The organism is Candidatus Neptunochlamydia vexilliferae (assembly GCF_015356785.1).
GTDB classification, from domain to species: Bacteria; Chlamydiota; Chlamydiia; order Chlamydiales; family Simkaniaceae; genus Neptunichlamydia; species Neptunichlamydia vexilliferae.
Genome location: NZ_JAAEJV010000014.1, coordinates 1 through 24,613 on the forward strand (window position 1 = coordinate 1; position 24,613 = coordinate 24,613).

The 24,613-nt window shown below is 47.0% G+C and carries 17 protein-coding genes and 1 pseudogene; 6 read left to right on the plus strand and 12 right to left on the minus strand.

Annotated features, from left to right (window positions below; all coding sequences use genetic code 11):
- From NEPTK9_RS03755 to NEPTK9_RS03765, 3 genes are all read right to left on the minus strand, one after another.
- Window positions 1-205 (minus strand): hypothetical protein (locus NEPTK9_RS03755; RefSeq protein WP_194847495.1); only part of this gene is annotated, 205 nt, incomplete at its 3' end.
- Between the two features lie 446 nt (window positions 206-651).
- Complete coding sequence (locus tag NEPTK9_RS03760) at window positions 652-1,032, minus strand: hypothetical protein (RefSeq protein ID WP_194847496.1); 381 nt, start codon at window positions 1,030-1,032, stop codon at window positions 652-654.
- Between the two features lie 8 nt (window positions 1,033-1,040).
- Complete coding sequence (locus NEPTK9_RS03765) at window positions 1,041-2,456, minus strand: hypothetical protein (RefSeq protein ID WP_194847497.1); 1,416 nt, start codon at window positions 2,454-2,456, stop codon at window positions 1,041-1,043.
- A 268-nt stretch (window positions 2,457-2,724) separates the two neighbouring features.
- Between NEPTK9_RS03765 and NEPTK9_RS03770 the strand changes: the two genes are divergently transcribed.
- The gene (locus tag NEPTK9_RS03770) at window positions 2,725-4,206 is read left to right on the plus strand and encodes a lipid II flippase MurJ (RefSeq protein WP_194847498.1); all 1,482 of its coding nucleotides are present in this window, start codon (window positions 2,725-2,727) and stop codon (window positions 4,204-4,206) included.
- On the opposite strand, the gene NEPTK9_RS03775 is transcribed toward NEPTK9_RS03770, so the two are convergent.
- Both NEPTK9_RS03775 and mnmA read right to left on the minus strand, forming a co-directional pair.
- Complete coding sequence (locus tag NEPTK9_RS03775) at window positions 4,172-5,431, minus strand: ATP-binding protein (protein WP_194847499.1); 1,260 nt, start codon at window positions 5,429-5,431, stop codon at window positions 4,172-4,174. The two genes, NEPTK9_RS03770 and NEPTK9_RS03775, sit on opposite strands and share 35 nt — an antisense overlap.
- A 108-nt stretch (window positions 5,432-5,539) precedes the next feature.
- Window positions 5,540-6,595: a tRNA 2-thiouridine(34) synthase MnmA gene (mnmA, locus tag NEPTK9_RS03780; protein ID WP_194847500.1), complete on the minus strand. Its 1,056-nt coding sequence runs from the start codon at window positions 6,593-6,595 to the stop codon at window positions 5,540-5,542.
- 30 nt (window positions 6,596-6,625) lie between these two features.
- Here mnmA and NEPTK9_RS03785 point away from each other — a divergent pair, with 30 nt between their 5' ends.
- Window positions 6,626-7,855 (plus strand): MFS transporter, encoded by a 1,230-nt coding sequence (locus NEPTK9_RS03785; protein WP_194847501.1) that lies wholly within the window; start codon window positions 6,626-6,628, stop codon window positions 7,853-7,855.
- Here NEPTK9_RS03785 and NEPTK9_RS03790 read toward each other — a convergent pair.
- Window positions 7,848-12,056, minus strand: coding sequence for a hypothetical protein (locus NEPTK9_RS03790; RefSeq protein ID WP_194847502.1), 4,209 nt, complete (start codon window positions 12,054-12,056; stop codon window positions 7,848-7,850). The genes NEPTK9_RS03785 and NEPTK9_RS03790 overlap by 8 nt on opposite strands.
- Before the next feature lie 146 nt (window positions 12,057-12,202).
- Between NEPTK9_RS03790 and NEPTK9_RS03795 the strand changes: the two genes are divergently transcribed.
- Window positions 12,203-14,854 carry an MGH1-like glycoside hydrolase domain-containing protein gene (locus NEPTK9_RS03795; RefSeq protein WP_194847503.1) on the plus strand — a complete coding sequence of 884 codons (2,652 nt, stop codon included), beginning with the start codon at window positions 12,203-12,205 and terminating at the stop codon, window positions 14,852-14,854.
- A gap of 4 nt (window positions 14,855-14,858) precedes the next feature.
- On the opposite strand, the pseudogene NEPTK9_RS09635 reads toward NEPTK9_RS03795, so the two are convergent.
- The 4 genes and pseudogenes from NEPTK9_RS09635 to NEPTK9_RS03815 form a co-directional block, all read right to left on the minus strand.
- Window positions 14,859-15,002: pseudogene (locus NEPTK9_RS09635) on the minus strand (type II toxin-antitoxin system YafQ family toxin); the annotation flags it as partial.
- Window positions 15,003-15,124: 122 nt separating this feature from the next.
- Window positions 15,125-15,367, minus strand: coding sequence for a hypothetical protein (locus NEPTK9_RS03805; RefSeq protein ID WP_194847504.1), 243 nt, complete (start codon window positions 15,365-15,367; stop codon window positions 15,125-15,127).
- 120 nt (window positions 15,368-15,487) lie between these two features.
- Window positions 15,488-17,332, minus strand: coding sequence for a glutamine--fructose-6-phosphate transaminase (isomerizing) (glmS, locus tag NEPTK9_RS03810; protein WP_194847505.1), 1,845 nt, complete (start codon window positions 17,330-17,332; stop codon window positions 15,488-15,490).
- A 10-nt stretch (window positions 17,333-17,342) separates the two neighbouring features.
- The gene (locus tag NEPTK9_RS03815; RefSeq protein ID WP_194847506.1) at window positions 17,343-18,083 is read right to left on the minus strand and encodes a class I SAM-dependent methyltransferase; all 741 of its coding nucleotides are present in this window, start codon (window positions 18,081-18,083) and stop codon (window positions 17,343-17,345) included.
- Between the two features lie 54 nt (window positions 18,084-18,137).
- Here NEPTK9_RS03815 and NEPTK9_RS03820 point away from each other — a divergent pair, with 54 nt between their 5' ends.
- Complete coding sequence (locus NEPTK9_RS03820; protein ID WP_194847507.1) at window positions 18,138-19,118, plus strand: magnesium transporter; 981 nt, start codon at window positions 18,138-18,140, stop codon at window positions 19,116-19,118.
- A gap of 1 nt (window position 19,119) precedes the next feature.
- Window positions 19,120-20,616: a cryptochrome/photolyase family protein gene (locus NEPTK9_RS03825; RefSeq protein ID WP_194847508.1), complete on the plus strand. Its 1,497-nt coding sequence runs from the start codon at window positions 19,120-19,122 to the stop codon at window positions 20,614-20,616.
- Here NEPTK9_RS03825 and NEPTK9_RS03830 read toward each other — a convergent pair.
- Together NEPTK9_RS03830 and NEPTK9_RS03835 are read right to left on the minus strand one after the other, a co-directional pair.
- Window positions 20,603-22,006 (minus strand): cryptochrome/photolyase family protein, encoded by a 1,404-nt coding sequence (locus tag NEPTK9_RS03830; protein WP_194847509.1) that lies wholly within the window; start codon window positions 22,004-22,006, stop codon window positions 20,603-20,605. The genes NEPTK9_RS03825 and NEPTK9_RS03830 overlap by 14 nt on opposite strands.
- A complete protein-coding gene (locus NEPTK9_RS03835; protein ID WP_194847510.1) occupies window positions 22,006-23,400 on the minus strand; it encodes an amino acid permease in 1,395 nt (464 codons plus the stop codon). The genes NEPTK9_RS03830 and NEPTK9_RS03835 overlap by 1 nt, the downstream gene beginning before the upstream one ends.
- 45 nt (window positions 23,401-23,445) lie before the next feature.
- Here NEPTK9_RS03835 and NEPTK9_RS03840 point away from each other — a divergent pair, with 45 nt between their 5' ends.
- On the plus strand, window positions 23,446-24,507 hold the full coding sequence (locus tag NEPTK9_RS03840) for a serine hydrolase domain-containing protein (RefSeq protein ID WP_194847511.1): 1,062 nt from the start codon (window positions 23,446-23,448) through the stop codon (window positions 24,505-24,507).
- Window positions 24,508-24,613: the final 106 nt, after the last annotated feature.

Sequence of the window (24,613 nt, forward strand, 5' to 3'; positions counted from 1 at the left end):
CTACTATTCCATTCCGAGCTAGGAATGTGACAAAGCTAATGACCTCATTGATCTCCCATATCTCAGAGCCTTTTCCATTTTCAATGGTATCGATCAAAGCCAACAGGCTATCGTAAGAAAGATTTTCGTAAGAGAGAAAATCCCAAATGGATTCTTTTTCCTCCCACAACCTAAGAGGGGAGCATGCCTCAATCGGACTATTCAAAAAGATTGCTGGGATACAGAAAATGAGCAGAAAGCGAAAGATCTTCATATGAGCCCCAGGAGTTGAAAAATATTGAGTCTAGTTAATGCTTTTTTGATAAGCAAGGAAATTTTCTACTAATATAGCATCAGCTTGAAAACATTCGTCTTGCAGCTGGGATTCCTGAAAAGTTTGCGCGATCTGGCTCTGGTAGTGTTACACTACTCTTTCCTTTTTTTGCGGTCATGTTTGCCTCCTTACATTTGGCTGTTAATTTACCGCATTTTTGTGTCTACGTCTATTGGTGGCATTATACATTGGATCTATCTCAGCACTTTCAAGAGATAAAATGATATCTTTTTCATTTTGATCAATTCATTCAGGTGGATATAGATGGGAATCAGGACTCCCTTTTGATACTGGATTTCCACTGGCATCCAATCACCTGATCGAAGATCAAGTCGAACTTAACCCTCTTTGTTCCGCCCAATAGGCTCAAGGTCCCTATAAACCTTACGAGCAAACGTCCTAATCTCATTCCAAAGGGGGTCTTGACAGATTTCGCTATCTGTTTTGTCAACCATTTTCCCATCCTCTTCTTTTTTATCCTGATAGCTTATTAGCATATCATATAACTTTTTGAGGTCTTCCCGCTGCTGGTCTGAAAGCACTGACCATTTCATCACATACTCGCATGGAGAAACAAAACTCTCAAACATTTCGATAAACGTATTAAAGCCTTCATAATTGCCACCTATCCAAGCTTTTTTTTGCTTATCAATGTTCGAGATTCCCTCAAGGTTTTCTAGAAAAATATCTCGGTAATAATTTAGCGCATTTTTATCCATTATAGTAATTATCCTTCAACCTTAGATGAAATTTTTTCAAAGTCATACTCATCGTAATCTATGTGTGCTTCTAAGCTCCTTTCAGGGACAACATTGCCATCTTTATCGTAAAAGCTGTTCTCAACCCTATGTTTTACATAAGGCCTTTGGTGCCCCTCAAACGAGCTATTAGGGTTAGCCGGCATCACTCTTATTTCTTGTTTTGCATAAGGTGTCCCGTCTTTTTTTATAATCTCAGAGGCATACTTAACCCCTCCATCTTTTCTACATCTATGCACTTTCCAATCTTCAGGAATACCCGTAGGCCTTCCTGGTGGGTTGTATCCTTTTAACGTTAAATCTTCCCTTATTTGTCTTTCTAAATATAATTGGCTGTTTGCATTTGATGGGGGAAATGGAGTTTCTCTCAAGGCACCTCTTGCAACGGCTGCTCCTCCAATAATCCCTGCTGTTCTTGCTGCTGCTGCCACTCTTCCAGAGGAGCCAACAATGCCCCCAACAGGGATAGGAACCTCTCCTCTAATGATATCGGGCTGCTTTGCTAAGACTTCGGGGTTGAATTGCGAGGAAAAATCTGTTCCCATTATTCCATCAATCTTTTCATGACAATTGTAGGTGCTCTCCTCTGGAGCTCCTATTAATTTTCCTGTTTCTTCTATTGCATCATGGGCGATCCAAGAAACCGTATTCTTTGTCCTATCAACAGCCTCTTGCCAAAAGGCTCCTTCTTCTGCAAGGGGGATATTCATTGCTTCATTGGGAAGCTCATCGGTCAGGGTTTCTTTAACTGCAAAAATATGCTTTTTAACGGTTTCTTCAACAGGTGGATTCTTAGCTATCGGCTCTTCTTCAGCTTCATACCCCACTTCTCCGGGCTTATTCACTCGAGGACGTTCAGACCCATTAGCAGCTCCAATAGCACCTGCTGCTCCTGCTACAGCGGGTCCAGTACCTGATCCCCCTGTAGCGACAATAACTACGGTTGCTACCACCACCACGACAGCTGCAACGATGATGGCTTTTTTATGCTTTTTAACAAACCTTTTCGTCTTTTTCCATTTTTTGGATAGCCATCCGCAAGTCATTAGGTGAGGTTTTTCTCCAAAGTAACCTGCCGGTGCAATATTCCACTGTTCTTCCTCCCAATAAGTAAATGATTCATCCTCCAAAAGATCTGCAATATCTTGCTCTAGTTCCTCTTTTGCAGCTATATCTCCCTCTACTATTCCATTCCGAGCTAGGAATGTGACAAAGCTAATGACCTCATTGATCTCCCATATCTCAGAGCCTTTTCCATTTTCAATGGTATCGATCAAAGCCAACAGGCTATCGTAAGAAAGATTTTCGTAAGAGAGAAAATCCCAAATGGATTCTTTTTCCTCCCACAACCTAAGAGGGGAGCATGCCTCAATCGGACTATTCAAAAAGATTGCTGGGATACAGAAAATGAGCAGAAAGCGAAAGATCTTCATATGAGCCCCAGGAGTTGAAAAATATTGAGTCTAGTTAATGCTTTTTTGATAAGCAAGGAAATTTTCTACTAGGTCAGGGATAAGGAATCCAGAGGAGGGTCTTGAATGATGCTATGGGTAAGTAGGAAAGGGAATTTGGCGAAGCTGGAGCCATCATCAATTCCAAAAGTTGGTGCGCTGGGGATTGCTTTTTGGGTTGGAATTGGGATATCGTAGGGGGATGAGCAGGCAATTATCTAGCTATTTTGGGTCGGGCCTAAGAAGACTTTTCTCGGGAATGATGCTGAGCCGTGTGAGCGGGCTGGGGCGGGACCTGGTCATGGCCTATTCTTTTGGGGACCATCCGTCGGTGGCCGCTTTTATTGTCGCTTTTAGGTTTGCGAATGTATTGAGACGCTTTTTTGGTGAGGGCCCTCTGCAGTCAGCATTCATTCCACAGTTTGAGGGGCTAGAGAGGCGTGCAGGGGAGGCGTTTTTCCGGAAACTGTGTGTGGTGGTCGGGCTGGTTGTCTTGTGTGCGATTGGACTGGGCGAGCTGCTATTGGGCAAGGGGGAAATCGCCCGGTTGACGGGGTGGATGCTCCCTGCTCTTTTCTTTGTCGCTTTATATGGCCTGAATATCTCGCTACTGCAGTGCAGAAATAAGTTTTTTGTTTCGAGCATGGCTCCCGTTTTGTGCAACACCTGTTGGATGATTGGTGCTTGGATGGTGCGGAACTGGGAGATGGAAAGGGCGATGGTCGGTCTCGCTCAGTGGGTGTTGGGGGGCTTTGTCCTTCAATGGCTCGTGACGGCTGTCCAGCTGCGGCTGGAGATCGGACGGGGTCGGTGGCTTGGGGGTGGCTTATTTGATGGCGAGATGTGGAGACTGGGGCGAACGTTTAGCTTGGGCGCAATCGGGGTGGGCGCTGCTCAGATTAACTCGTTTTTGGATGCTGTTTTTGCTCGGTTTGCTCACGTAAGTGGTCCTGTCTACTTGTGGTATGCGAGTAAGTTCCAGCAGCTGGCTCTGGCTCTTTTCGGTATTGCGGCTGTGAATACGTTGGTGCCGGTGTTGTCTCGGGCGATTAAGGGGGGCGATCGGGAAGAGGGGGAAAGGATCTTTCGCTTTGGATGCCGCAGGGTCCTTGCTGTCATGGTGCCGATGACGGTGGCTATTGGGGTTCTGGGCTACGGGGCTATCGACTGTATCTTCGGGCGGGGAAGCTTTTCTGAGCATGCGGTGGGTCAAACGGCGGCTTGCTTAGGGGTCTATGGCCTGGGCATCGTTCCGGCAACCCTGATCCTTCTTTACTCGACGGTCTTTTATGCTGAGGGGAATTTTAAAACGCCGATGCTTTTCTCTGTGGGAGCGGTGGCTTTGAATATTGGACTTAATGGCCTTTTCGTCTTTGGAATGGGACTGGGCCCCATTGCAATCGCTCTGAGTACGAGTCTGGGCATCTGGATGAACTTTTTGGGGCTAAGAGGGGCCCTGAAGGGGTGGAAAACTGGGATTGCTGTAAGAGAGATGGCGCTTCTAATTGGAGGGAGCCTGGGGGCTGGCATGTTGGTCTACGGCGTGGGACCGAAACTGGTGGGATTGGGGAAAATGGGGCTCTTTTTGACGCTAGGGGCGGTCTTTGTGGGCTGTGTGGCTCTATTTATAAAGCGGATGATTGGTAGCACTAAAGCTCAAGTAGCCACTTCCATATTGGAATAACTTTGACTGTAAAGCTGTTGATGTCGAGGGTGTTTTGCTCATTTTCAGTGATGATGAGACCTTCCTTAAGCCCATAAGCATTCATCGCTTCCATAAGCCCTTCGAGCTCTCGGTTTTTGACCTTCTCATCGGAAAGGCTTGCAGAAACTTGGATGGCTTGGGTAATCCGGTTTTCTTTTCTTGTGATGAAGTCACACTCTTTTTTCTCTTTGTGGAAGTAGACTTCGAGCCCCAACATTTTTAAATGGAGAAAGACAATGTTTTCTAAGAGCCTTCCTCTATCTTTGCTCACTCGAAACCCTATCGTCCGGATTAGGGCAGGATCGATCATGTAACATTTTTTATTGTATAGAATCTGCTTTTTGAGGGAATGACTGTACCGACTTAAAAAGAAACAAAGGTAACATTTTTCTAGATAGTCACAGTAGTTGGAGACGGTGTGGGGACTGCTAAGTCCTACGGCTTCCCCTAGCTTTCTATAGCTAAACTCTTTCCCGATATTGCTCGCAAAATAGTAAACAAGTTCTCGGATTGGTTTTTCGTTGGTAATGTTGTAACGGGCTGCAATATCCCGATAGAGAATCCCTTCGTATAGATCTTTTAGATACTCTGCTTTTCGAAACTTGTAATACTCTGGGATGCCTCCATGCTTTAGATAGTCAGAAAAATGGTGCAGTGCCATCCCAACATCATCTGTTGTGGGAGTTTTTTTAGTGAGCACTTGTGGATACTCATGTTGGATAATCTCTTTGAAGGAAAGGGGATAGACTTCAAATCGAATGTACCTACCTGTCAGATGGGTCCCTAATTCCTGGCTAAGAAGCCTTGCATTAGACCCTGTGATATAAATTTTGTTTCCTTTTTCATAAAGCCTTCGGACGAACTGCTCCCACCCATCAATATTTTGAATTTCATCGAAGTAAAAGGTCGACTGCTTCCCAAATAGCTCTGCAAAAACCTCTAGCAATACCTGAAAATCTTCAACCCCAAAGCGGACTAATCGTTCATCGTCGAAATTAAGATAATAGTCTGACTCAGGCAGCTTTTGTTGCAGCACTCGCTGAATGGTTGATTTTCCCGATCTTCTGATTCCACTAATGATCAATATGCTCGGATCGTCAATAAATTTTTGAATCACCGCTTCTTGGGTTCGATCAAAGAAAGTTTTGGGAAAAGCATAGTCTTTCTGATCTGCAATTACTTGCTTAAGTAACTCACGGTCCATTATTTACCCTTTTTGCTTTTATAATACCTAAATAGGTGTGCGTTGTCAATACACACTTTTGGCTAAAAGTGTGCGTTGTGAACGCACACCTGTCTAGTGGGTTGTTTTTTAGTGAGTTGGATGGTCGATGATGGCGCCGCCAAGGCAGCGGGGCCCATCGTAGAAGACAACAGATTGGCGGGGAGTAATGGCTCTTTGGGGCTCGTCGAAGCGGACATGGAGGGTATCGCGACTCTTTTCAACGGTGCAGGGCTGCTCTGTTTGACGGTAACGGATTTTGGCCCGGCAATGGAGGGGGAAGGTAGGCTCTTCGGTTACCCAGGAGGGCTCGGTGGCAATAAGGGCAGGAGCGAAGAGGGCGGGATGATCCTCTCCTTGGGCGATAATGAGCTTCCGGCTTTTTTTGTCTTTGGCAGCGACAAACCAGGGCTCGCCTGGACCGCCCACTCCCATCCCTTTCCGCTGGCCAATGGTGTAGTAATAGATCCCATCATGGGTGCCGACCTGTTTGCCATCGGTAGTTTCGATAATCCCAGGCTCGTGGGGGATGTATTTTTCTAGAAAGGTGCGGAAATTTCTTTTGCCGATGAAGCAGATGCCGGTACTGTCCTTTTTGCTGAAGACGGGGAGAGAAGCTTTTTCGGCGAGGGCGCGGACATGGGGCTTTTCGAGATGGCCGATGGGAAAGTGGACGCGATTGAGGGTGGAGCTCTTGATGGTGTAGAGAAAGTAGCTTTGGTCTTTATTGGGATCAAGCCCTTTGTGGAGCTGCCCATTTTGGGTTTGGCAATAGTGGCCTGTTGCAAGAGCGTCGGCGCCGAGAGCTAGGGCTTTTTCGAAAAGGACCTTAAATTTGATCTCGCGGTTGCAGAGGATGTCGGGGTTGGGGGTATGGCCCAGCTCAATCTCTTTGAGAAAATGGGTAAAGACATTGTCCCAATACTCTTTGGCAAAGTTGACGGTGTAGAAGGGAATGTCGAGAAGCTCACACACGGCGCGGGCATCCTCGGCATCTTTTTCGGCGATGCAGTGCCCTTCTCTATCTTCTTCTTCCCAGTTCTTCATGAAAAGACCAAAAAGATCGTGTCCTTCTTTTTTGAGAAGATAGAGGGCTGTTGAGGAGTCGACTCCTCCTGATAGGGCTACGGCGATTTTCATGGCCATTATTTTACACCTTATGGTATATATGAAACAATGATTGGAATTTTTATTTATCTTTTAGCAGCTTTTTTCCTCCTCTATGAGATGGCTTTGCAGGTCTCCCCAAGTGTGATGACGCAGCATTTAATGCTCGATTTCGGTGGGGGAGCGGCGGCCCTTGGGGTGATGGCCTCTTTTTATTTTTATAGCTACACGCTGATGCAGATCCCAGTGGGGCTCCTTTTTGACCGCTTCAACGCCCGGTGGCTCATTTCGGGGGCGGTTTTTCTTTGCGCTTTGGGAACATTTTTCTTTGGCTGGGCCGATGGGATTATATGGGCGTCTGCGGGCCGCTTTTTGATGGGAATCGGCTCGGCATTTGCCTTTGTAGGGGTTTTGGTGGTGGCGGCCCGGTGGTTCCCTCCGAAATATTTTGCTTTTTTGGTGGGCGTTGCCCAGTTCCTGGCGGCGATGGGGGCGCTTTGTGGGGAGCTTCCTTTGTCATGGCTTTTGGAGGAACTTGACTGGCGGATGGTGATGGTCCTATTGGGGGGACTGGGGGTTGTATTGACCTGCCTCTGCGTAGGGGTGATCCGCGATCGCCCCTATCAACGTCACCATCATTTGCTGGCTGAGCTGCGGGAAATCGTTCGGAGTAGCCAGACGTGGTGGATCGCTCTTTATGCATTTTGTGGCTGGGGGCCGGTGGCGGTTTTTGCAGCTCTTTGGGGTGTTCCCTACATGAAGGTCCGCTTTGGGGTGGAAACAGCGGAGGCGGCTTTGGCGATGGCTCTTGTTTGGGTCGGGATTGGCCTTACAAGTCCCTTTTTGGGATGGATTTCTGATCACTTGGGAAGGAGGAAAGTCCTTTTAACGGCTTGCTCTTCGGTGGGACTGGTTTGCTCGTTGATTTTGTTTTATCTGCCGGTGGGATTTGGAACGGCTTTTGCTCTCCTCTTTGGGATGGGGATTGCGGCTGGAGGTCAGATCTTGTCGTTTGCCCTTGTAAAGGATAATAACCGCCCCTCAGTAGTAGGGACGGCTGTTGGATTGAATAATATGGCGGTGGTGGCAGGAGGGGCTCTCTTTCAGCCGCTGGTGGGCTTTTTGCTCCAGCTTTACTGGGGAGGAGGCCGGGACGGATATGGTGCCCCGGTCTACTCGATTGAGAACTACCACATTGGCCTCGTGGTTGTCCCGCTTTGTTTCTTTGTGGGCGTTATCAGCAGCCTCTTCTTCATTAAAGAGACCTACTGCAAGCCCAAGTATGACCCTATTACATGACTTGAAACGAGTTCATTGTGGCACTGGTACTCTGGTCGATGAGCTGATTGTCTTGCACAGATCCGCCTCTTTCTCGTTTGTCAAAGTTTCTAAGCCCTGCGATAGCAAGTGCGCTATAAACATTGCCATCTTTTAGATCGAGGACTCTATCAAAAACTGTGTTTAAGGCAGCTCCGATCCCTTTCTTAACGAGAGGAGTTGCAGCATCGGCTCCCATCTGAAGGAGGTGATGTCCCCAAGTTCCCGCTTTATCTCCTAAGGATTGGTGCTGTGTATCGATGGCATGACGGATTGTCGAGAGAAGGGTAACTTCATCTTTTGCTTTTTTCTGAAGCTCTGCTAGAGCTTGTTGTGCTATTGCGTATCGCTTATCTGCAATTGCGTTGGAAAGGGCTTCAATATGAGGAGCAAGTCTTTTTGCCATTTCGTATAGAGTACGCATTTGCGTGGCACATCTAGCTCCATCTTCTTTTGCTTTGAGAAGATCTATATTTCTCTTAAATTGGCTAAGGAACTTTCGGTGCTCCTCATTAAGATTTTCAAAGTCTTTTTCTTTAAGTAGCTTTTCCACTCTAGCGATGTAGGTAGCCTCTCTTGTTTGGGCAAGAGCGCGCTCGGGGATCAGCTGGTTTTCGATGAACGTCACCTGGTCTAAAACGGCTTGGTTTGCTGGTGTAAGGAGGGGACTAAACTGTTCGGTAATCACGGCATCGAGCTTTTTCGAGCAGATCCTTTCGATCGTCTCTCGAATTTTTTTTTCGGTTTCGGCATGTTTTTCTCGAAGAGCTTTTTCAAAGTTCGCTGGAGTGAAATCTTCATGGCTTTTTTCGAAATGTTTTAGTAGGGCTTCATGATTCCCTATTTGCTTAATTTCTTCTTCGCTATAGAGATCTTGAAGGCAGCCATGCCTTGTTGGAAGGAAGGCTTCTGCAATACTTTCTAGACTTCCATTCAGGATCATCTCCATATTTTCTTTGGTTCTCATCGCTTCATAAATAAGAGCGGTAATGTCACCAGCAATGGCGACGATTTGATCTTTTGCTAGACCTTCAACTCCGTTCTTTAAATGCTGGAGGATGGTGTCAGCTTTTAGCTGTTGATCTCGAGAAAGCTTTGGTTTTTTCTCAAGTAACTTAATGAAGTTGCTAGCAAGTTCTCCAAAGAGCCTTTTTCCTTTTCTGGTCTCATGGTGTTCCATACCGTCTTCTCCATCCTCATCCATAGAGGCTTCAAACTCCTCTAGCTGAGTAAGGATAACGGTATTAAGCTGATGGGAAAGGGCCGAGCTTCCCATCACACCTTTCACTGAATGAAGGACATGCTCTCCAACCTTAAAGAGCTTTAGGGCAACGTTGGAACTTCCTTTAAGGGTAAGGAACTGGGCCCAGTCTGCAACGACAAGGAGGGGAAGCCCTAAGTAGGTAGCGGTAGCCCCTAACCCAGAAGCAATTATTCGTAAGGCTGCTTCTGTTTTAGAGTGACTACTTTCTACAGCTTCAGAAAGCTCTTGTCGCCACGTGGCAGCTTTTTCTCGAAGGGAGAGTCGACTTAACACCACTTTCAACCCATCTTTGATCACTCTGCGATAAAGTCTAGCAACATCGACTCCACCATTTTGGGCTGGATCACATAGGTTTTGGTGGATTGTCTCTGACTTTCCTAAGAGAGAACTTCCTTTCTCCCACTGGTTATGAGCGTTAAGATAACGCAGAATCGCTTCGATCCCTATTTCAATGGGCTTATGATGGACATTACTTAAGGGGTTGTTGATCGGTTCGAACATCAACGTTCTCATTTGAGCAACAACCGCTTCAATAAACCTTTTAGCAAAGATCTTCGTGAGTTTACGAACCAATGAGGTCATCATATACCCCGTTACTTTAGAGAAAAAACCGAGGTTGGAGTCTTCAATCCATTTATTAAGAGCCTTTTTAAAGGCCGCTTTTCTGTCTTCTCCTGTTTTTCCCCCAAGATCTTGGTTAAGCTTGTAATGCTCGCTGTTAATTCTTTCTGCATCCCAACCGATGAAGCTTCCAATCGCTTGCACCGTTGCAAACTCAGTCAGGTTATTGATCATCTTATGTTTAGGGTCTGTAGCAGGGGTGAGCTGTTCAGTAGAAACCTCTTCGACAGGGCGGGTATTTTTGGTAAAATCGCGGGCAAGGTCACCAATCGCTGATGAAGCGGTCTCTTCGACTGCAAGGGTTTTCCTTGCAACAGGACCACTCTCAAAGAGCCCTTTAAGGATCTTCAAGGCTGCAGCTGGCTGGTTGGCCTTTGCCAAATTTGTTGCTTCATGGATTTTGGCCTCGACCTGCTCTGCTTCCTCATGGGTAAGGTCTGCTTTAATCAGAGAGTAAGCGCTATTAATAAGTCTATCAACTGTTGAGTAGATCCCTTGGAGCAACTCCGTTGCTCCCTCTAGGTAAGAGACTCCCTCAAGAAGGGTTAGGGCAATATCAACATTCTGGGATACTTCTTGGAGCGTTTTAGGGTTGCCATTTGTAAGGGCATTGATGGCTCCTTCGAGCTTTTTCATCTCAAGAACACGGGTAACCGCATGGAAAAAGATAGGATGGATGTTTTCACCCTCTTTCTCTTTTTCTAAAAACTTTTTTCCCCAAGCGATTTGACCTGCTTTTTCTATTTGAACATCTGAGCCGACCTCTCCATACTCTATAGCCGCATGGTAAAGGGCTAGAGCAAAGTCATCACTATTTAAGCTTTCTTGCACATGGCTTTCAATGAAGGTTGCAATTTGCTCTATAACACCTTCATGATCTTCAAAATTAACCTCAAGGTCTTTAAATTCGGGGTAGGCCGATTTTAATATTTTCACATCGATTTTGAGGTTATGTTGGATGACAAGGTCATTTCCTCCCGCTCTTACTCGGTCTAAGATCTGTTTTAAAGGAGGGGTAGGAAGAGCGCTTTTTGGTTTTGCTTTTGATCCACAAAAAGAAACCACATTAGTCTTAAAAACTTCAAGGATTTCTCGGAGACTCTCCATTGTCGTTTTAGGAAGAATTTTCTCTCCATATGAGGTAACGGTATCGAGTGTTTTTTCAATTTCAGAGCTTCCATCTCCAGTCACTCCATAGATCCTCTTAAGCTTAAGCAGAGCAGCACCATATTTTCTATTTTGCAAATAGGTAAAGGCCTCATTAATATCTTCGGTTTGGAAGCGGTTATAAGTCGCATCGATATAACGCTTAACAAGAGCTCCAAAACGGGCTTTGAAATCTTTGGCTCTAGTCATAAAAGGATGTCTTCTCAGGGCATCAATTGCTTGGTCGACCTTTTCTGGTAAAAGCCCTTGGCCATTCTCTAAGTCATGCATGATTTTATCGAACTTTTCGATCTCAAGAGCTTCTGCAACAGCCAAAAAGAGAGTCTTATCTGTCGATAGTTCAAGATTAGGCTGAACCTTTTTTTTAATAAAATTGGTTAAAGCAGGCTCAATCATATCAATAAGTTTTTTATTGCCACGATTTCCCATCACATCATTATAGACCCCTTTAAATAAGGGATGAGATTTCTCAAGTTCTTTCAGGTCGTTTGCTAGTGTATTGTGGACAAGCTGAGGGAGAGATCCATTGAGATTAAACCTAAATTTTGCAAGGTCACTCATGAGCTTGTGAAGAGGAAGGGGAGGAAGCTCGAGGGGAGTCAGTCCTTCGATGCCACCAAACTCCTCTTTAAAGACCTTCTTGGCTTTTCTAGCGATGGCTCCCACACCTTTTTGAACCGCACCTTTCTGCTCCTCGACCTCTTTTTCAACGAGTTTTAATGCTTTTCCTGTAAGCTCTTTTAATTTGTTATGGTCAGGTCCTTTTAAAGCTAGAAAGTCTGCTAAATTTGCATAGAGATCTGCAAGAGCCCCTGCTTGTTTTTGCGAAGAACTTGCTGTGAAATTACTTTCAAGGTCTTCGCTTACCTCTTTAATCGTGACTTGGATGTGAGGAGCGAGCTGCTGCAACCGATTATAGTTATTCTGGTCGATCGCCTTGTCAAATTCTTCTAAACATTTTTTGAGTTTCTTCATATTGTCTGAAGCGCTTCCTGTGAGCTTTGCAAGCTCAGGAAGGAGAACGAGTAAGGGAGAAATAGCCTTATAAAAGCTATAGGCTCCATTAAGGGTGCTGGCACCGGGGATTTTATCGACAAGTGAAGCGCCAAGATCATACAAAGGGTAGGACATGATAATTACCTCTATTATTTTATTATTATGACACGATTATAGCATAGTCGCTATTAATGTAAACACTAAATAAATAATTAAGCGTTTTTTATAAAATAAAAAAGTTTTAATTATACAATTTAACGCTGTTGTTATAAAAAAAGGACATGGAAAAAAACAGAATTTTTTTTGAATATGGGGAGGAAGAGCTCCGCCTTTTGCAAAAGGGGGGAGATGTCTTTCCTTGGAAGAAGTGGGGGCCCTATGTCTCTGAGCGTTCGTGGGGTACGGTCCGGGAGGACTATAGTGGAGATGGAAATGCTTGGGACCACTTCCCCTATGAGATGGCCCCTTACCGGACCTATCGGTGGGGCGAGGATGGAATCGCTGGCTTTTGCGACCGGTATCAGATTTTGGCTCTTACCCACGCCTTTTGGAATGGAAAAGATCCCATTTTGAAGGAAAGACTTTATGGAGTGGGGACCCATCAGGGGAACCATGGAGAAGATGTTAAAGAATATTATTACTATTTAGACGGGGTTCCTACCCACTCCTATATGCGCTATCTCTATAAGTATCCGTGCGAAGAGTACCCTTATGAGAAGCTTGCTGAGGAAGGGCGACAGCGGGGGATCGAAGAGCGGGAATATGAGCTTGTCGATACGGGGATTTTTAATGGGGGGCGCTATTTTGACATCTATATCGAGTATGCCAAGGGGGGCAAGGATGACATCTGCGTCAAGCTAACCATCGAGAATAGGAGCTCCCAGGAGGAGTCGATCCATGTGATTCCCCAGCTGATCTTTCGCAATACGTGGGGATGGGGCGAGGAGAGACTTCCTGAGCCGGTGATGCGGCGAGGCAAGGGGGGATGCATCGAGGCCGATGATAGTATGGCCCAGTCGCCTAGCCGTTTAAGCTTTGATTACCATGTAGGAAAGCGCTATTTTTATGCCGATGAGCGGGCCGAGATCCTCTTTACCAACAATGAGACCAATAAAGAGCATCTCTATGGAGAAAAAAGTGAGACCCCTTATACGAAAGATGCCTTTCACCGCTATATTGTTTTAGACGATAAGGAGAAGGTGAACCCTGAGGAGAAGGGGACCAAAGCTTGTTTCTACTTTAGGGACTTAAAAGTGCCTGCTGGAGGGAAGGAAGAGATCCTCCTCCGTTTGACCAATACACCGCTGAAGCATCCGCTAACGGGGGTCGAGGAGACGATCCATAAACGGAAGCGGCAGGCTGATGAATACTATGCGGGGATCCATCCGAAAGGGGCCACTGAAGAGGAAAAGATCATCCAGCGGCAGGCTTTAGCGGGGATGATTTGGACCAAGCAGATCTACCTATACGATGTGAACCTGTGGCTCAAAGGGGACAATCCTGAGGAGCCTCCTCCTCAGTCGCGGGAAAGTATCCGAAATACCCACTGGAAACACCTTATCTCAAAGCGGATCATTTCGATGCCCGACAAGTGGGAATATCCTTGGTTTGCGGCGTGGGACTTGGCATTTCACTGTATATCTCTTGCCCTTACCGATATGGATTTTGCGAAGGACCAACTGTGGTACCTCCTTTTTGATCAGTTTCAACATCCCAACGGGCAGGTTCCTGCTTATGAGTGGGAGTTTTCTGACCTCAACCCTCCGGTGCAGGGATGGGCAGCCCTCCGCCTCTTTAACATGGATGGGAAGAAGGATACCGCCTTCTTGAAGAAGTGTTTTCATAAGCTCCTTCTCAACTTTGCCTGGTGGGTCAATAAGGTCGATGCAAAGGGGAATAACGTCTTTGAGGGGGGCTTTCTTGGGATGGATAACATCACCGTTGTCGACCGGAGTCAGGAGATTCCCGGCGGCGGGAAGATCGAGCAGTCCGATGGAACGGGATGGATGGGCTTTTTCTGCCTTAACCTGATGCGGATGGCTCTCGAGCTTGCTAAAGAGGATTCTGTTTACGAGGGGATGGCGATCAAGTTTTATGAGCACTTTGTCTATATTGCCAATGCCTTAGTTGCTGCCGAAAACCGAGAGGTCCAAAACTGGGACGAAGAGGATGGCTTTTTCTACGACGTCCTCACCGGTTGCAAGACCAATAACCATATCCGGATCAAGGTCCGCTCGATGGTGGGGCTTATCCCTCTTTATGCTGTCGATTGCATTACCGCTGAGGAGCTTGACCAGTTCAAAGGGTTTGCCGAGAGCTTCCAGTGGTTTACCAAAAACCGGGAAGATATCTGTAGCCGTTGTGTCACCCCCATCGAGCAAGACGGAAAGAAAAAGTATCTCCTCACCCTCATGGAACCTGAAAAAATTGGACGGGTTCTCGAAAAGGTGTGGGATCCCAATGAATTCCGCTCTGACTACGGAATCCGCAGTCTTTCGAAATATCATGAGAAAAACCCTTACGAGCTTTTAGGGAGCCGGATCAAGTATGAGCCGGCAGAGGCCGAGTCGACCCTCATGGGAGGAAACTCGAACTGGCGGGGGCCGATCTGGTTTCCCACCTCATTCCTCTTTATCGAAGCGCTCAAAACCTTAGGAGAGCACACAGGAGATCAGATTAAAGTGGAGGGGAAAACGCCCCACGAAATGGCCCACTACTTTGCCGATGCTCTCATCAACCTTTTCAAAAAGGATTCTGAAGGAAAACGCCCCATCTATGGGGACTATGACCTCCTTCAAAACGAGCCTCATTTCCAAGATCTTATTCTTTTTTATGAGCACTTTCATGGCGATACGGGGCGGGGGCTGGGCGCTTCGCACCAAACCGGCTGGACGGGTCTCGTTGCCAATCTTATTGCTGAATGGCGTAAGTGACTTCTTAAAAAAGATCTGTGTGAGTACCTGTTCTAACTAGGATTAGAGTTTTCCTAATCAGTTGGTAAACAAGGAGCCAATCGGGCTCAATATGACACTCCCAATGATCTCTATAGTTTCCTATTAACTTATGGTTTCTAAACTTTGGAGGTAATGGTTCTTCTTACATAAGAAGATAGATAACATCGGTTAGTTTCTTTGTGTTTTTTCCTCGACGTTTCATCTTTTTCACGTCTTTTTGGAACGTATTTGTATATTCTACAGAAAGCATTATATTCCTAGCTTATCACAGAGATCTTCAAAGTCATTTGCTTTGATTGTTTTTCGTTTTCTAGCATCTTCCATTGCTTTTTGTGTTTCTTTGTTAGGCTTTTTTGTTGGGTGTAGAGCTGGTTCTAGAGAAGTTAGAACAAACTCCCTAATAGTAAGCCCCTGAGAATTAGCAAGAACTTTTAGACGTCGGTGATCTTTTGTTGGAATGTCAATAGACATTCGAGTCATTTGAGTAGCCATAGCATCTCTCCTTATTTTCCCTTATTATATCAGATATAAGTATTTAAGTATTTCTATCTATTTCAACAAGAGAATTTTACGCTTTTCATGGTTTAGTGAAAAGAATTGTCTTCTTGTGAGTTATTCAACGGTAACTGATTTAGCAAGGTTGCGGGGTTGATCGATGTCGGTACCCTGGATTTTTGCGACGTAGTAGGCAAAGAGCTGTCCGGCAACTGAGTAGGGGATCGAGGCGAGGGGATCGATCACTTTGGGGATCCAGAGGACATCGTTTGTAATGGTCAGGACCTCCTCTTTTCCCTTCGGAGCAAAGGCGAGGATGGAGCCGCCGCGCGCTTTGATCTCCATCAAATTGCTCATCATCTTATCAAAGGTTTGAAGGTTGCCGCAGAGGCCGATGACGGCTAAGTCGGGATTTACAAGGGCGATGGGGCCATGCTTCATCTCACCAGCGGGGTAGCCATTTGCATTCAGATAACTAATCTCTTTGAGCTTGAGAGCTGCTTCTAAACTTGTGGGATACATGTAACGCCGCCCCATAAAAAAAAAGTGCTCAAAGGATGCATACTTTTCGGCGTAGGCCTCAATCTGCGACCCTTGCGCGAGCACTTGGGTGATCTTATGGGGGAGGTGTTTGAGCTCTTTGATAAATTGCTGCCCTTCCTCCTCACTGAGGTGGCGGAGGCGGGCCATGTGGAGGCAAAGGAGGGAAAGAACTGTCAGCTGACTGGTGAAAGCTTTGGTCGAGCAGACACTTACCTCAGGTCCCGCTCTTAAAAAGAGGAAAGAGTCGGTTTCGCGGACAAGTGTCGAGTGGTCAACATTGCAGAGAGCAACCACCTTGGCCCCTTTTGCTTTTGCTTCACGGACGGCAGCGATCGTATCAGCTGTTTCTCCCGATTGGCTAATGGCGATGACGAGGGTATCTTCAGAGATAATGGGGTTGGTATAGCGGAACTCCGAGGCGATTTCCACTTCGGTGGGGATCCGGGCGAGGTGTTCGAACTGCGAGGCGGCAATGGAGCCCGCATGCCAAGAGCTTCCGCAGGCTAAGATGAGGATCCGGTTGACCGACTGCAGTTTTTGATCGGAAAGCTTGAGCCCTTCTAGCTCTGCTTTTCCAAACTCTTCGCACAGGCGTCCTGCCATTGCCTGTTGAACCGTTTGCGGCTGCTCAAAGATCTCTTTGAGCATGTAATGGTCATACCCATTTTTCGAGACAGAGGTATTTTCAAAAGCAACCGTTGTCAGCTTTTTCTCTACCTTGCGCCCATGGGTATTATAGAGGGTAAAGCTGTTGTGCTTGAGGAGGACCACCTCATCATCTTTGAGGTAGAGGACGTCGAGCACCTTTCCGTTAAAAGAGTTTGCATCAGAGGAGAGATAAGCCTCTCCCGTTTTGGGATCCATCCCGACGACGAGGGGACTTTCTCTAGAGGCGCCAATAATCTCATTAGGGTGATCTTTATGGATGATCGCCAGGGCAAAAGAACCATGGAGTTCTCGGAGCGCTTTTTGGACCGCTGTCCGGAGGTTTCCCTGATAGTAGTGAGAGATCAAAGCAGCGATCACTTCGGTGTCGGTATCAGAAGAAAACTGTACCCCTTTTTGAATCAGTTTTTCCCGGATAGCATGGTGATTTTCGATGATTCCATTATGGACAATTGCCAAGGTCTCTTCTTGGTCAAGATGGGGGTGAGCATTTTCCTGGTTAGGGATTCCATGCGTGGCCCAGCGGGTATGGGCAATGGCACTTTCCAGCTCGAGGTTTTCCTCGGTGACCGCCTCTTCGAGCGCGCCCACCTTGCCTGCTCGTTTACAAGCCCGGATCTTCCCATCGATCATCCCTGCAATGCCCGAAGAGTCGTAACCCCGATACTCGAGAAGTTTTAGCCCATCGATGCAGACATCGACAGAACTCCTAAGCTCTTTGGGGGAGCGAATGTAACCAAATATTCCACACATAGCTGTGATTTTAGCTTAAGGTTCCTTCCATGGCAAGAAAAAGAGGAAATTCTTTTCGGGCGCGGTTCTCCATTTTTGCCCACTTTCCAGTGCTCATTTTTGGCGAATCCCACTCTTCCATGCGGGTAATCGCAAGGCCTGCCTCTCCCATCCACGTCACGTAAGTTGAGAGGGGAACATGGTAGGAAAAAGTTTTTTCTGACTTTCCCCCCTTGCTTGGGTGCATCTGAATCGGAATTTCCATCGGAGAGAGGTAGCGGTCGATCCGCCGGTATTGGATCTTTCTTCCTTCATCAACCCCCCAGCTCGACTGCCGCGGGATCCGGTAACAGGGATGGTTGAGAACCAGGGTGAGCGTCCCCCCTTTCCGGAGGTGCTTGGCTCCATTGGCAATTGCCTTTGCCCCATCGGTCATATTCTGGAGCGCTAAAATGATGAAAACATGGCTAAAATCGCCCTCTACTTTCAGCGGTTTGGTAGCATCTCCGAGCATAAACCGATGATTCGACCGCTTCTCTCCCTTTTGAAGCAGTGATTTTGCCGCATCGACCCCCACATAGCGCACCCCCTTTGGGAGTTGCCGGGCAAAAACCCCTTGTCCACACCCAAGGTCGAGGACCGCATCTTCCTCACCGAAGGAGTACCACTCCTTCAGCCTTGGGAAGATCACCTCTTTGTGGTAGGTATGTCCCTCCTTAGCAACGAGGGTATCATACCATTTACCAACCTGCTTCCATGACGTATCTTTCATAAAGATCCATTTTACCCAATTGACATTTATGGCAAAAGAGGTAAATCTAATGACATGTCAGAAAGAGACTTGAGCAAGCCCCTTAGAGATTTCATCGTTCCCGTTAGGACTACCATCCACGTTGACCATACTGTTGAAGAAGCCCTCCGCTACCTCCGTGATAAACATATCACCGATGAAATTATTTATATCTATGTGGTTGATGAGCACCGGAAGCTCCTTGGCGTTGTCCCCACCCGCCGCCTTCTCCTCACCGAGCCAGAAGTGCCCATTACCGAGATCATGGGAACACATCTTTTTAGCCTCAAAGGAGACCAGACTCTCCAAGAGGCGATGGAGTTTTTAGAGACCCACCACCTCCTCGCCCTTCCCGTTGTTGACGATAACAACCATCTTTTAGGGGTGATCGATGTCAGCGTCTACCTTGAAGAAAAGGTCGACATTGCGTCGGCCCGTCACCGTTCTGACGTTTTTCAGCTGCTGGGGATGTATGTCGAAGAGGGGAAGAAAGCCACCCCTTGGCAAGGGTACCGCTCTCGGATGCCATGGATCTTTTGTAATATGCTTGGAGGATTTGCCTGCGCCATTATTGCTGTGGTCTATGAGGTGGTCCTTGCTAAAGTTCTCCTTCTCGCTATGTTCATCCCCCTTGTCCTCACCCTTTCCGAGTCGATCTCGATGCAATCGATGGCGCAGAGTATGCAGCTTCTCAAGAAGAATACCCGCCGGTCGAAATATACCTGGGCATGCCTCTTTCGAGAGTGGCAGATCGTAGCTCTGATTGCAGCCACCTCCGGGATGATCGTCGGCTCGGTCTCCCTCCTCTGGGGGGATGGGATCGTTCCTGGACTGACCATTGCCTTTGGGATCATGATCTCGGTCTATGTCACCTCGACGATCGGCTCAGCGGTCCCGCTGATCCTCCATGCCCGGAAATGGGACCCCCGCGTGGCTGCCGGCCCTGTGGTCCTCATGTTCGCCGACGTCCTCACCACCCTGATTTACCTCTCTTTAGGGACATGGTGGCTCCTTTAAGATGGGAAGTTTAAGACTTGTTTTAGGTGATCAGCTAAGTGAAACCCTGACAGCGCTTGAAGGGTGTGATAAGAAAAAAGACTCTATCCTTTTCTGCGAAACACTTGATGAGTTTACACATGTCAAACACCACAAGAAAAAAATTGCCTTTTTGATCTCTGCTCGTCGCCACTTTGCATCGCTGCTTAAAAAGAAAAAGTATCCCGTCTACTATGTCGAGCTGACACAAGACTCTCTTTCCACTGTCATTCAAAAGGTGATGCAAGACAAGAAATTGAGCCGCCTGATCGTGACTTTTCCAAGCGAGTATCATGTTTTAAAAGAGCTTGAGGCCCTTAAAGTCGAGCTAGAAATACGTTCCGATACCCGCTTCCTTTCCACTCCAGAAGAGTTTGCCGCTTGGGCGAAGGGGAGGAAAGAGCTCATGATGGAGTTTTTCTATCGTGAGATGCGAAAAAAACACCAAGTTTTAATGGAGCAAAAGGGGCCGATTGGAGGGAAGTGGAACTATGATGCTGAAAACCGAAACCCTCCCAAAGAGGGGCTCCAGGTTCCTCCTCCTTACGAGGAAAAACAAGATAGAATAACACAAGAGGCCTTAGCCCTTGTAAAACGCCACTTCTCTACCCACTTTGGAGACCTTGCCCCCTTTTATTTTGCAGTGACTCGCGAGGGGGCTTTAAAGGCTCTCGATCTTTTTATCACCGAGCGCCTTCCCCTTTTTGGCCACTATCAAGATGCCATGATCGAAAAAGAGCCCTGGATGTTTCACTCCCATATCAGTTTCTACATCAATACCGGTTTGCTCGAGCCGTTAGAGGTGATCGAAAGGGCTGAAGAGGCCTACCAAAAAGAAAAGGCCCCCCTCAGCGCTGTTGAAGGATTTATTCGACAGATCTTAGGATGGCGGGAGTATGTGCGAGGCATCTACTGGCTGAAGATGCCCCAGTATGCAACCCTCAATTTTTTCAACGCAAAGCGTTCCCTTCCCGAGTTTTTCTGGACAGGAAAAACCCCGATGAACTGTTTAGCTCAGTGTGTTCGAGAGACAAAGGAGAATGCCTATGCCCACCACATTCAGCGTCTCATGGTTTTGGGAAATTTTGCATTGATTGCAGGGCTTTACCCCGATGAGGTGAATGAGTGGTATTGGATCGTCTACGCTGATGCCTACCAATGGGTCGAGCTTCCAAATGTTACTGGTATGATTCTCTATGCCGATGGGGGGATTTTAGGAACCAAGCCCTATGCCGCCAGTGGGGCTTACATCAATAAAATGTCCAACTACTGCAAAAACTGCGCCTACAATGTCAAAGAAAAAAATGGGGAAAAGGCCTGCCCTTTCAACTATCTTTACTGGGATTTTCTCTTGAGAAATCAGACGAAGCTTTCTGATAACAGGCGCCTTCAGATGATCTACCGGACCCTTCAAAAAATGGATCCTGAACGGATCAAGATGATCAAAGAAGATGCAGAAGGGTTTCTTACTTCTCTTTAATTCTTTCAAAGGCTGCAAGAGCTTCTTCTCTTGAAGCTTTTAGATCGACAATCGGAAGAGGATAGTCTTTTCCTAAAACAATCCCTGCTTGCTCGAGGATCTCTTCGGGGGCTTCCCAGGGACGGAAAAGGTACTTATCGGAAAGTTTTGCGAGCTCGGGCACATATTTGCGGGTATAGTCGCCTTGAGGGTCAAACTTTTCCCCTTGGGTGATCGGGTTAAAGATCCGGAAGTAGGGGGCAGCATCGGCGCCACACCCTCCGATCCACTGCCAGCTGGCGCTATTATTGGCAAGGTCAGCATCGAAGAGACAGTCCCAAAACCAAGCCTCTCCTTCGTGCCAGTGTAGGAGGAGGTTTTTCACCAGAAAAGAACCAACAACCATCCGCATTCGGTTATGCATGTAGCCGGTGGCGTAAAGCTCCCGCATCCCTGCATCGACAAAGGGGTAACCCGTGTGTCCTGTTTGCCAAGCTTTAAGGAGTTTAGGATCTTTTTTCCATTGAAAGCGGTCAAACTTTTCTTGGAGATTTTTTTCAGGAAGGGAGGGAAAGTGGTAGAGGAGGTTATGGGAAAATTCTCGCCATCCGAGCTCACTTAAGAAGTGGTTGGTGTCATGGCCTTCTTCTATTTTGGAGACGTCTGCCCACAGTTGGTGGGGAGAAATTTCCCCAAAATGGAGGTGGGGGGAAAGGCGAGAGACATGGGCTTGTGCGGGCAAATCCCGTCCCACTTTATATCCTTTGAGCCCCTCTTTGAGGAAGATTTCCCACCTTTTTTCCGCTCCGGCTTCTCCAGGCTCCCACCCCGAAAAAACCTCTTTTCCCCAAGGCTTTTTAGGAAGAAGGTCGATGGCGTTGAGAGTGAGACTGGAAGGGGGGAGAGGGGCGCAAGTGAGAGTTGGCTTAGGGAGAGGAGTTCTTGGAGGCTCTCCCTTTAAACAGCTGGTCTTGTAAAAGGGGGTAAACACCTTATAAGGGGTTCCATCTCCTTTTGTGGTTTCCCACGGTTCCCATAAAAGAGAGCCATTAAAACTTTGGACATCGAGCCCCTCTTTTTTGAGGTGCTCTTTCAGTTTTTTGTCTCTTGTGATGGCCCAAGGCTCGTAGCACCGGTTCCAGTAAACCCCTTCAGCGCCTGTTTCTTTGATGAGCTGGGGGAGGATGTTTAGGGGATCTCCCTTGTAGAAAGCTAAGTGGCCGTTGAAAGAATCACTCAGCGCTTTGAGAGAGTGGTGGAGCCAGAGCCGGCTTGCCTCTCCCATCACCCACTTTCCAGGATGGGTGTCATTAAGGATATAGAGAGGGAGGACCTCTCCTTTTTGAGCAGCTTCTGATAAGGCGGGGTGGTCCTGGCATCTTAAATCTTGGCGAAACCAGACAATCCTCATTAGGGCTCATTCCAGCTTGGTTTTTTAAAGAGGAGAATAATAAAAGGCATGGCGCAGAAGCCAATAATTCCAAGAGAGAGGAAGAGCTCATAGAAGAGGATGCTTCCTGTTTCAAGGTCATCAGTAGGAAAGAAGCCAATGATGATAGAAAAAAGGGCGCCAAGAAGACCGGTACCAGCTGTGAGCCACATTCCAAAGTTTCCACCTGGGATTTTATAGGGACGAGGCGTATTTGGCTTTTTATACCTCAAAGCAATTCCAGCAGCAAACATCAAGATATACATGATCAAATAGAGCTGTGAGGCTAAGATAAGGAGAATTAAGAAAGAGCTGTTGACATCTGGCATGAAAAGGAAGATCGCTCCGAGAATCGAAACGATGATTCCCTGAAAGATAAGCATCGCACCAGGCATGCCATGTTTGTTGACCTTATGAAGGACCGGAGGAAAGTCTCCATCTTGAGCGGCGGCAAGGAGCCCTTTGCTTGGACCCGCAGCCCAGGTACTTGTACCTCCAAGAGCGCCAAAGGTGATCATCACAGCAATGACCGGGATGGCCCAGCTAAGGTTATAAGAATCAAGGAAGATAGAAATCGCTTCCATTCCCCCTGAAGCGAGGTTGATATTTTCCTTTGGGATGACAACAGCGATCGCAAGGGTTCCTAATACAGAAAGGATGACGATAATGACTGCGGAAAGGAAGATAGCGCGGGGATAATTTTTCTGGGGGTTTTGAACATCGCGAGCGTGGACGGCTGACATTTCCATTCCTGCAAAACCGAGGAGGACTCCGACAAGGAGAGAGAGTTTAGCGGGGCTGCTTAAGTCGGGGATGAAGCTTCCCCAGCTAAAGTCGACATGGGAGGGCTTCCCACCGCTGAGCCAAGCGATTCCTAGTCCAATGATGATGATGCCAGGAGTAATCGTGCCAAGGATTACCCCAAGGGAACTGATCCATCCCGAGACTCTCATTCCCAGAAGGTTGATCAATGTTACTCCCCAAAAGGTTCCAAAGATCATGCAGAACATATAGAAAGTATTATTTGCCAATGTAGGGCTAAAGATGTAGGCAACTGTTCCGGCGATAAAAGAAAGGATTGTTGGGTACCAGACCACATTTTCGGTCCAAAGGAGCCATCCAGCAAGAAATCCAAGGCGGTGGCCAAAGGCTGCTTTGACCCATGCATAGACTCCTCCTCTTTCAGGCCATCCAGTGGCTAGTTCTGCAGAGACGAGAGAAACCGGAATAAAAAAAATGAGGATCGCAACGATAAAGTAAAAGAGAGAGGAAAAGCCGTAAACAGCGGTGAATGGCCAATTTTTAATGCTACAAATCGCTGCCACATTAATCATGGCTAAGAGAAAAATATTGAGGGTGCGGGTGCTGTTTTTCATCTTTTTGTTTATAGATAATAAAGGATCCACTATAGCATGACTTATATGAAGTTGAAAAGAAAAATCCTTGTTTTTTTGCTGCCAGCCCTCCTTTTTTCGGGAGAGATGCAAAAAACGATCCAAAAAAAGGTGACCGCCTATCGGGACCAATACTCGCCGACAGGGATCGCTGTGATAGCCATTGGGGAAGATGAGGGAGAGCCTTTTCAACAAATCGTGACGCGGGGAACCCTTTCTCTGACGACGACCATCCCTGTCAACCCCTTCACCGAGTTTCGGATTGGTCCGATCACACAGCTCTTCACCGCCTCTATCTTGGCCTATTTTGTTCAAGAAGGGCAGGTCAGCCTAAACGATCCGGTCTCCAAGTTTGTCCCCAAGTCAACAGTCCTTCCCACCTACAATGGAAAAGAGATCACTCTGGGCGACTTGGCAACGCATACTTCGGGCCTTCCCGATATGCCTTACTCGCTTTCGAGCCGCTCCTCCTTTAGTGTGAGCCAAATGTACCGCTTCCTCTCAAAATATCAGCTTCCAAGGGAGCCGGGAACCGAGTGTGAGTATTCCAACTTTGGATATGCTTTTTTGGCAAGCCTCCTCTCCCGCTTGTCGAAGCGCTCTTTCCCCGAGCTGATGAAGGATCAGATCCTCCACCCTCTCAACCTCGACGACACGGTTTTTACTTTATCGGCCGAGCAGAAAAAACGGCTTGCTACGGGGTATGAGCAGGCGAGAGGTATTTACCCTCTTTTAAGTGAAAAAGTCTACTCGATTTTTATTGGTTCGGGTGGACTCTACTCGATGCCCCGCAATATGCTCACGTTTCTCTCCTTTTGCATGGGAAGGGAAAAGACAAGTCTCAATGCCATTCTTCCTATTATGGAAACCCCTTACCATACCTTTCAAAATTTTAAGATGGCGCTGGGGTGGCAATTACGCTCTATTGAGGAAGGGGATTGTTACTGCTTAGGAGGCTCCCTCTTTGGCTTTGCCATGTATATCGGTTACCTTCCCGATAAAGGGGTAGGAGTCGTCATTCTCACCAACCAGGGAGACTTTGACCTTACCTCTTTTGGTGAAGAGCTCTTATCTACCATGGCAAAGTAAAATTTTATTGACTTGCCTGTACATAGAGGGCAGGTAAACTCTGTTCCATCGCAAACAAGCGCTCCCAAAGTTCAAAATTAAAATAGATGTTAATGCAAAAAATAAT

Bases quoted from the DNA above. Each gene is read 5' to 3' on its own strand.
- NEPTK9_RS03760 (WP_194847496.1), bottom strand. From the start codon at position 1,032: ATGGATAAAAATGCGCTAAATTATTACCGAGATATTTTTCTAGAAAAC.
- NEPTK9_RS03770 (WP_194847498.1), top strand. From the start codon at position 2,725: ATGAGCAGGCAATTATCTAGCTATTTTGGGTCGGGCCTAAGAAGACTT.
- NEPTK9_RS03775 (WP_194847499.1), bottom strand. From the start codon at position 5,431: ATGGACCGTGAGTTACTTAAGCAAGTAATTGCAGATCAGAAAGACTAT.
- mnmA (WP_194847500.1), bottom strand. From the start codon at position 6,595: ATGGCCATGAAAATCGCCGTAGCCCTATCAGGAGGAGTCGACTCCTCA.
- NEPTK9_RS03785 (WP_194847501.1), top strand. From the start codon at position 6,626: ATGATTGGAATTTTTATTTATCTTTTAGCAGCTTTTTTCCTCCTCTAT.
- NEPTK9_RS03790 (WP_194847502.1), bottom strand. From the start codon at position 12,056: ATGTCCTACCCTTTGTATGATCTTGGCGCTTCACTTGTCGATAAAATC.
- NEPTK9_RS03795 (WP_194847503.1), top strand. From the start codon at position 12,203: ATGGAAAAAAACAGAATTTTTTTTGAATATGGGGAGGAAGAGCTCCGC.
- NEPTK9_RS03805 (WP_194847504.1), bottom strand. From the start codon at position 15,367: ATGGCTACTCAAATGACTCGAATGTCTATTGACATTCCAACAAAAGAT.
- glmS (WP_194847505.1), bottom strand. From the start codon at position 17,332: ATGTGTGGAATATTTGGTTACATTCGCTCCCCCAAAGAGCTTAGGAGT.
- NEPTK9_RS03815 (WP_194847506.1), bottom strand. From the start codon at position 18,083: ATGAAAGATACGTCATGGAAGCAGGTTGGTAAATGGTATGATACCCTC.
- NEPTK9_RS03820 (WP_194847507.1), top strand. From the start codon at position 18,138: ATGTCAGAAAGAGACTTGAGCAAGCCCCTTAGAGATTTCATCGTTCCC.
- NEPTK9_RS03825 (WP_194847508.1), top strand. From the start codon at position 19,120: ATGGGAAGTTTAAGACTTGTTTTAGGTGATCAGCTAAGTGAAACCCTG.
- NEPTK9_RS03830 (WP_194847509.1), bottom strand. From the start codon at position 22,006: ATGAGGATTGTCTGGTTTCGCCAAGATTTAAGATGCCAGGACCACCCC.
- NEPTK9_RS03835 (WP_194847510.1), bottom strand. From the start codon at position 23,400: ATGAAAAACAGCACCCGCACCCTCAATATTTTTCTCTTAGCCATGATT.
- NEPTK9_RS03840 (WP_194847511.1), top strand. From the start codon at position 23,446: ATGAAGTTGAAAAGAAAAATCCTTGTTTTTTTGCTGCCAGCCCTCCTT.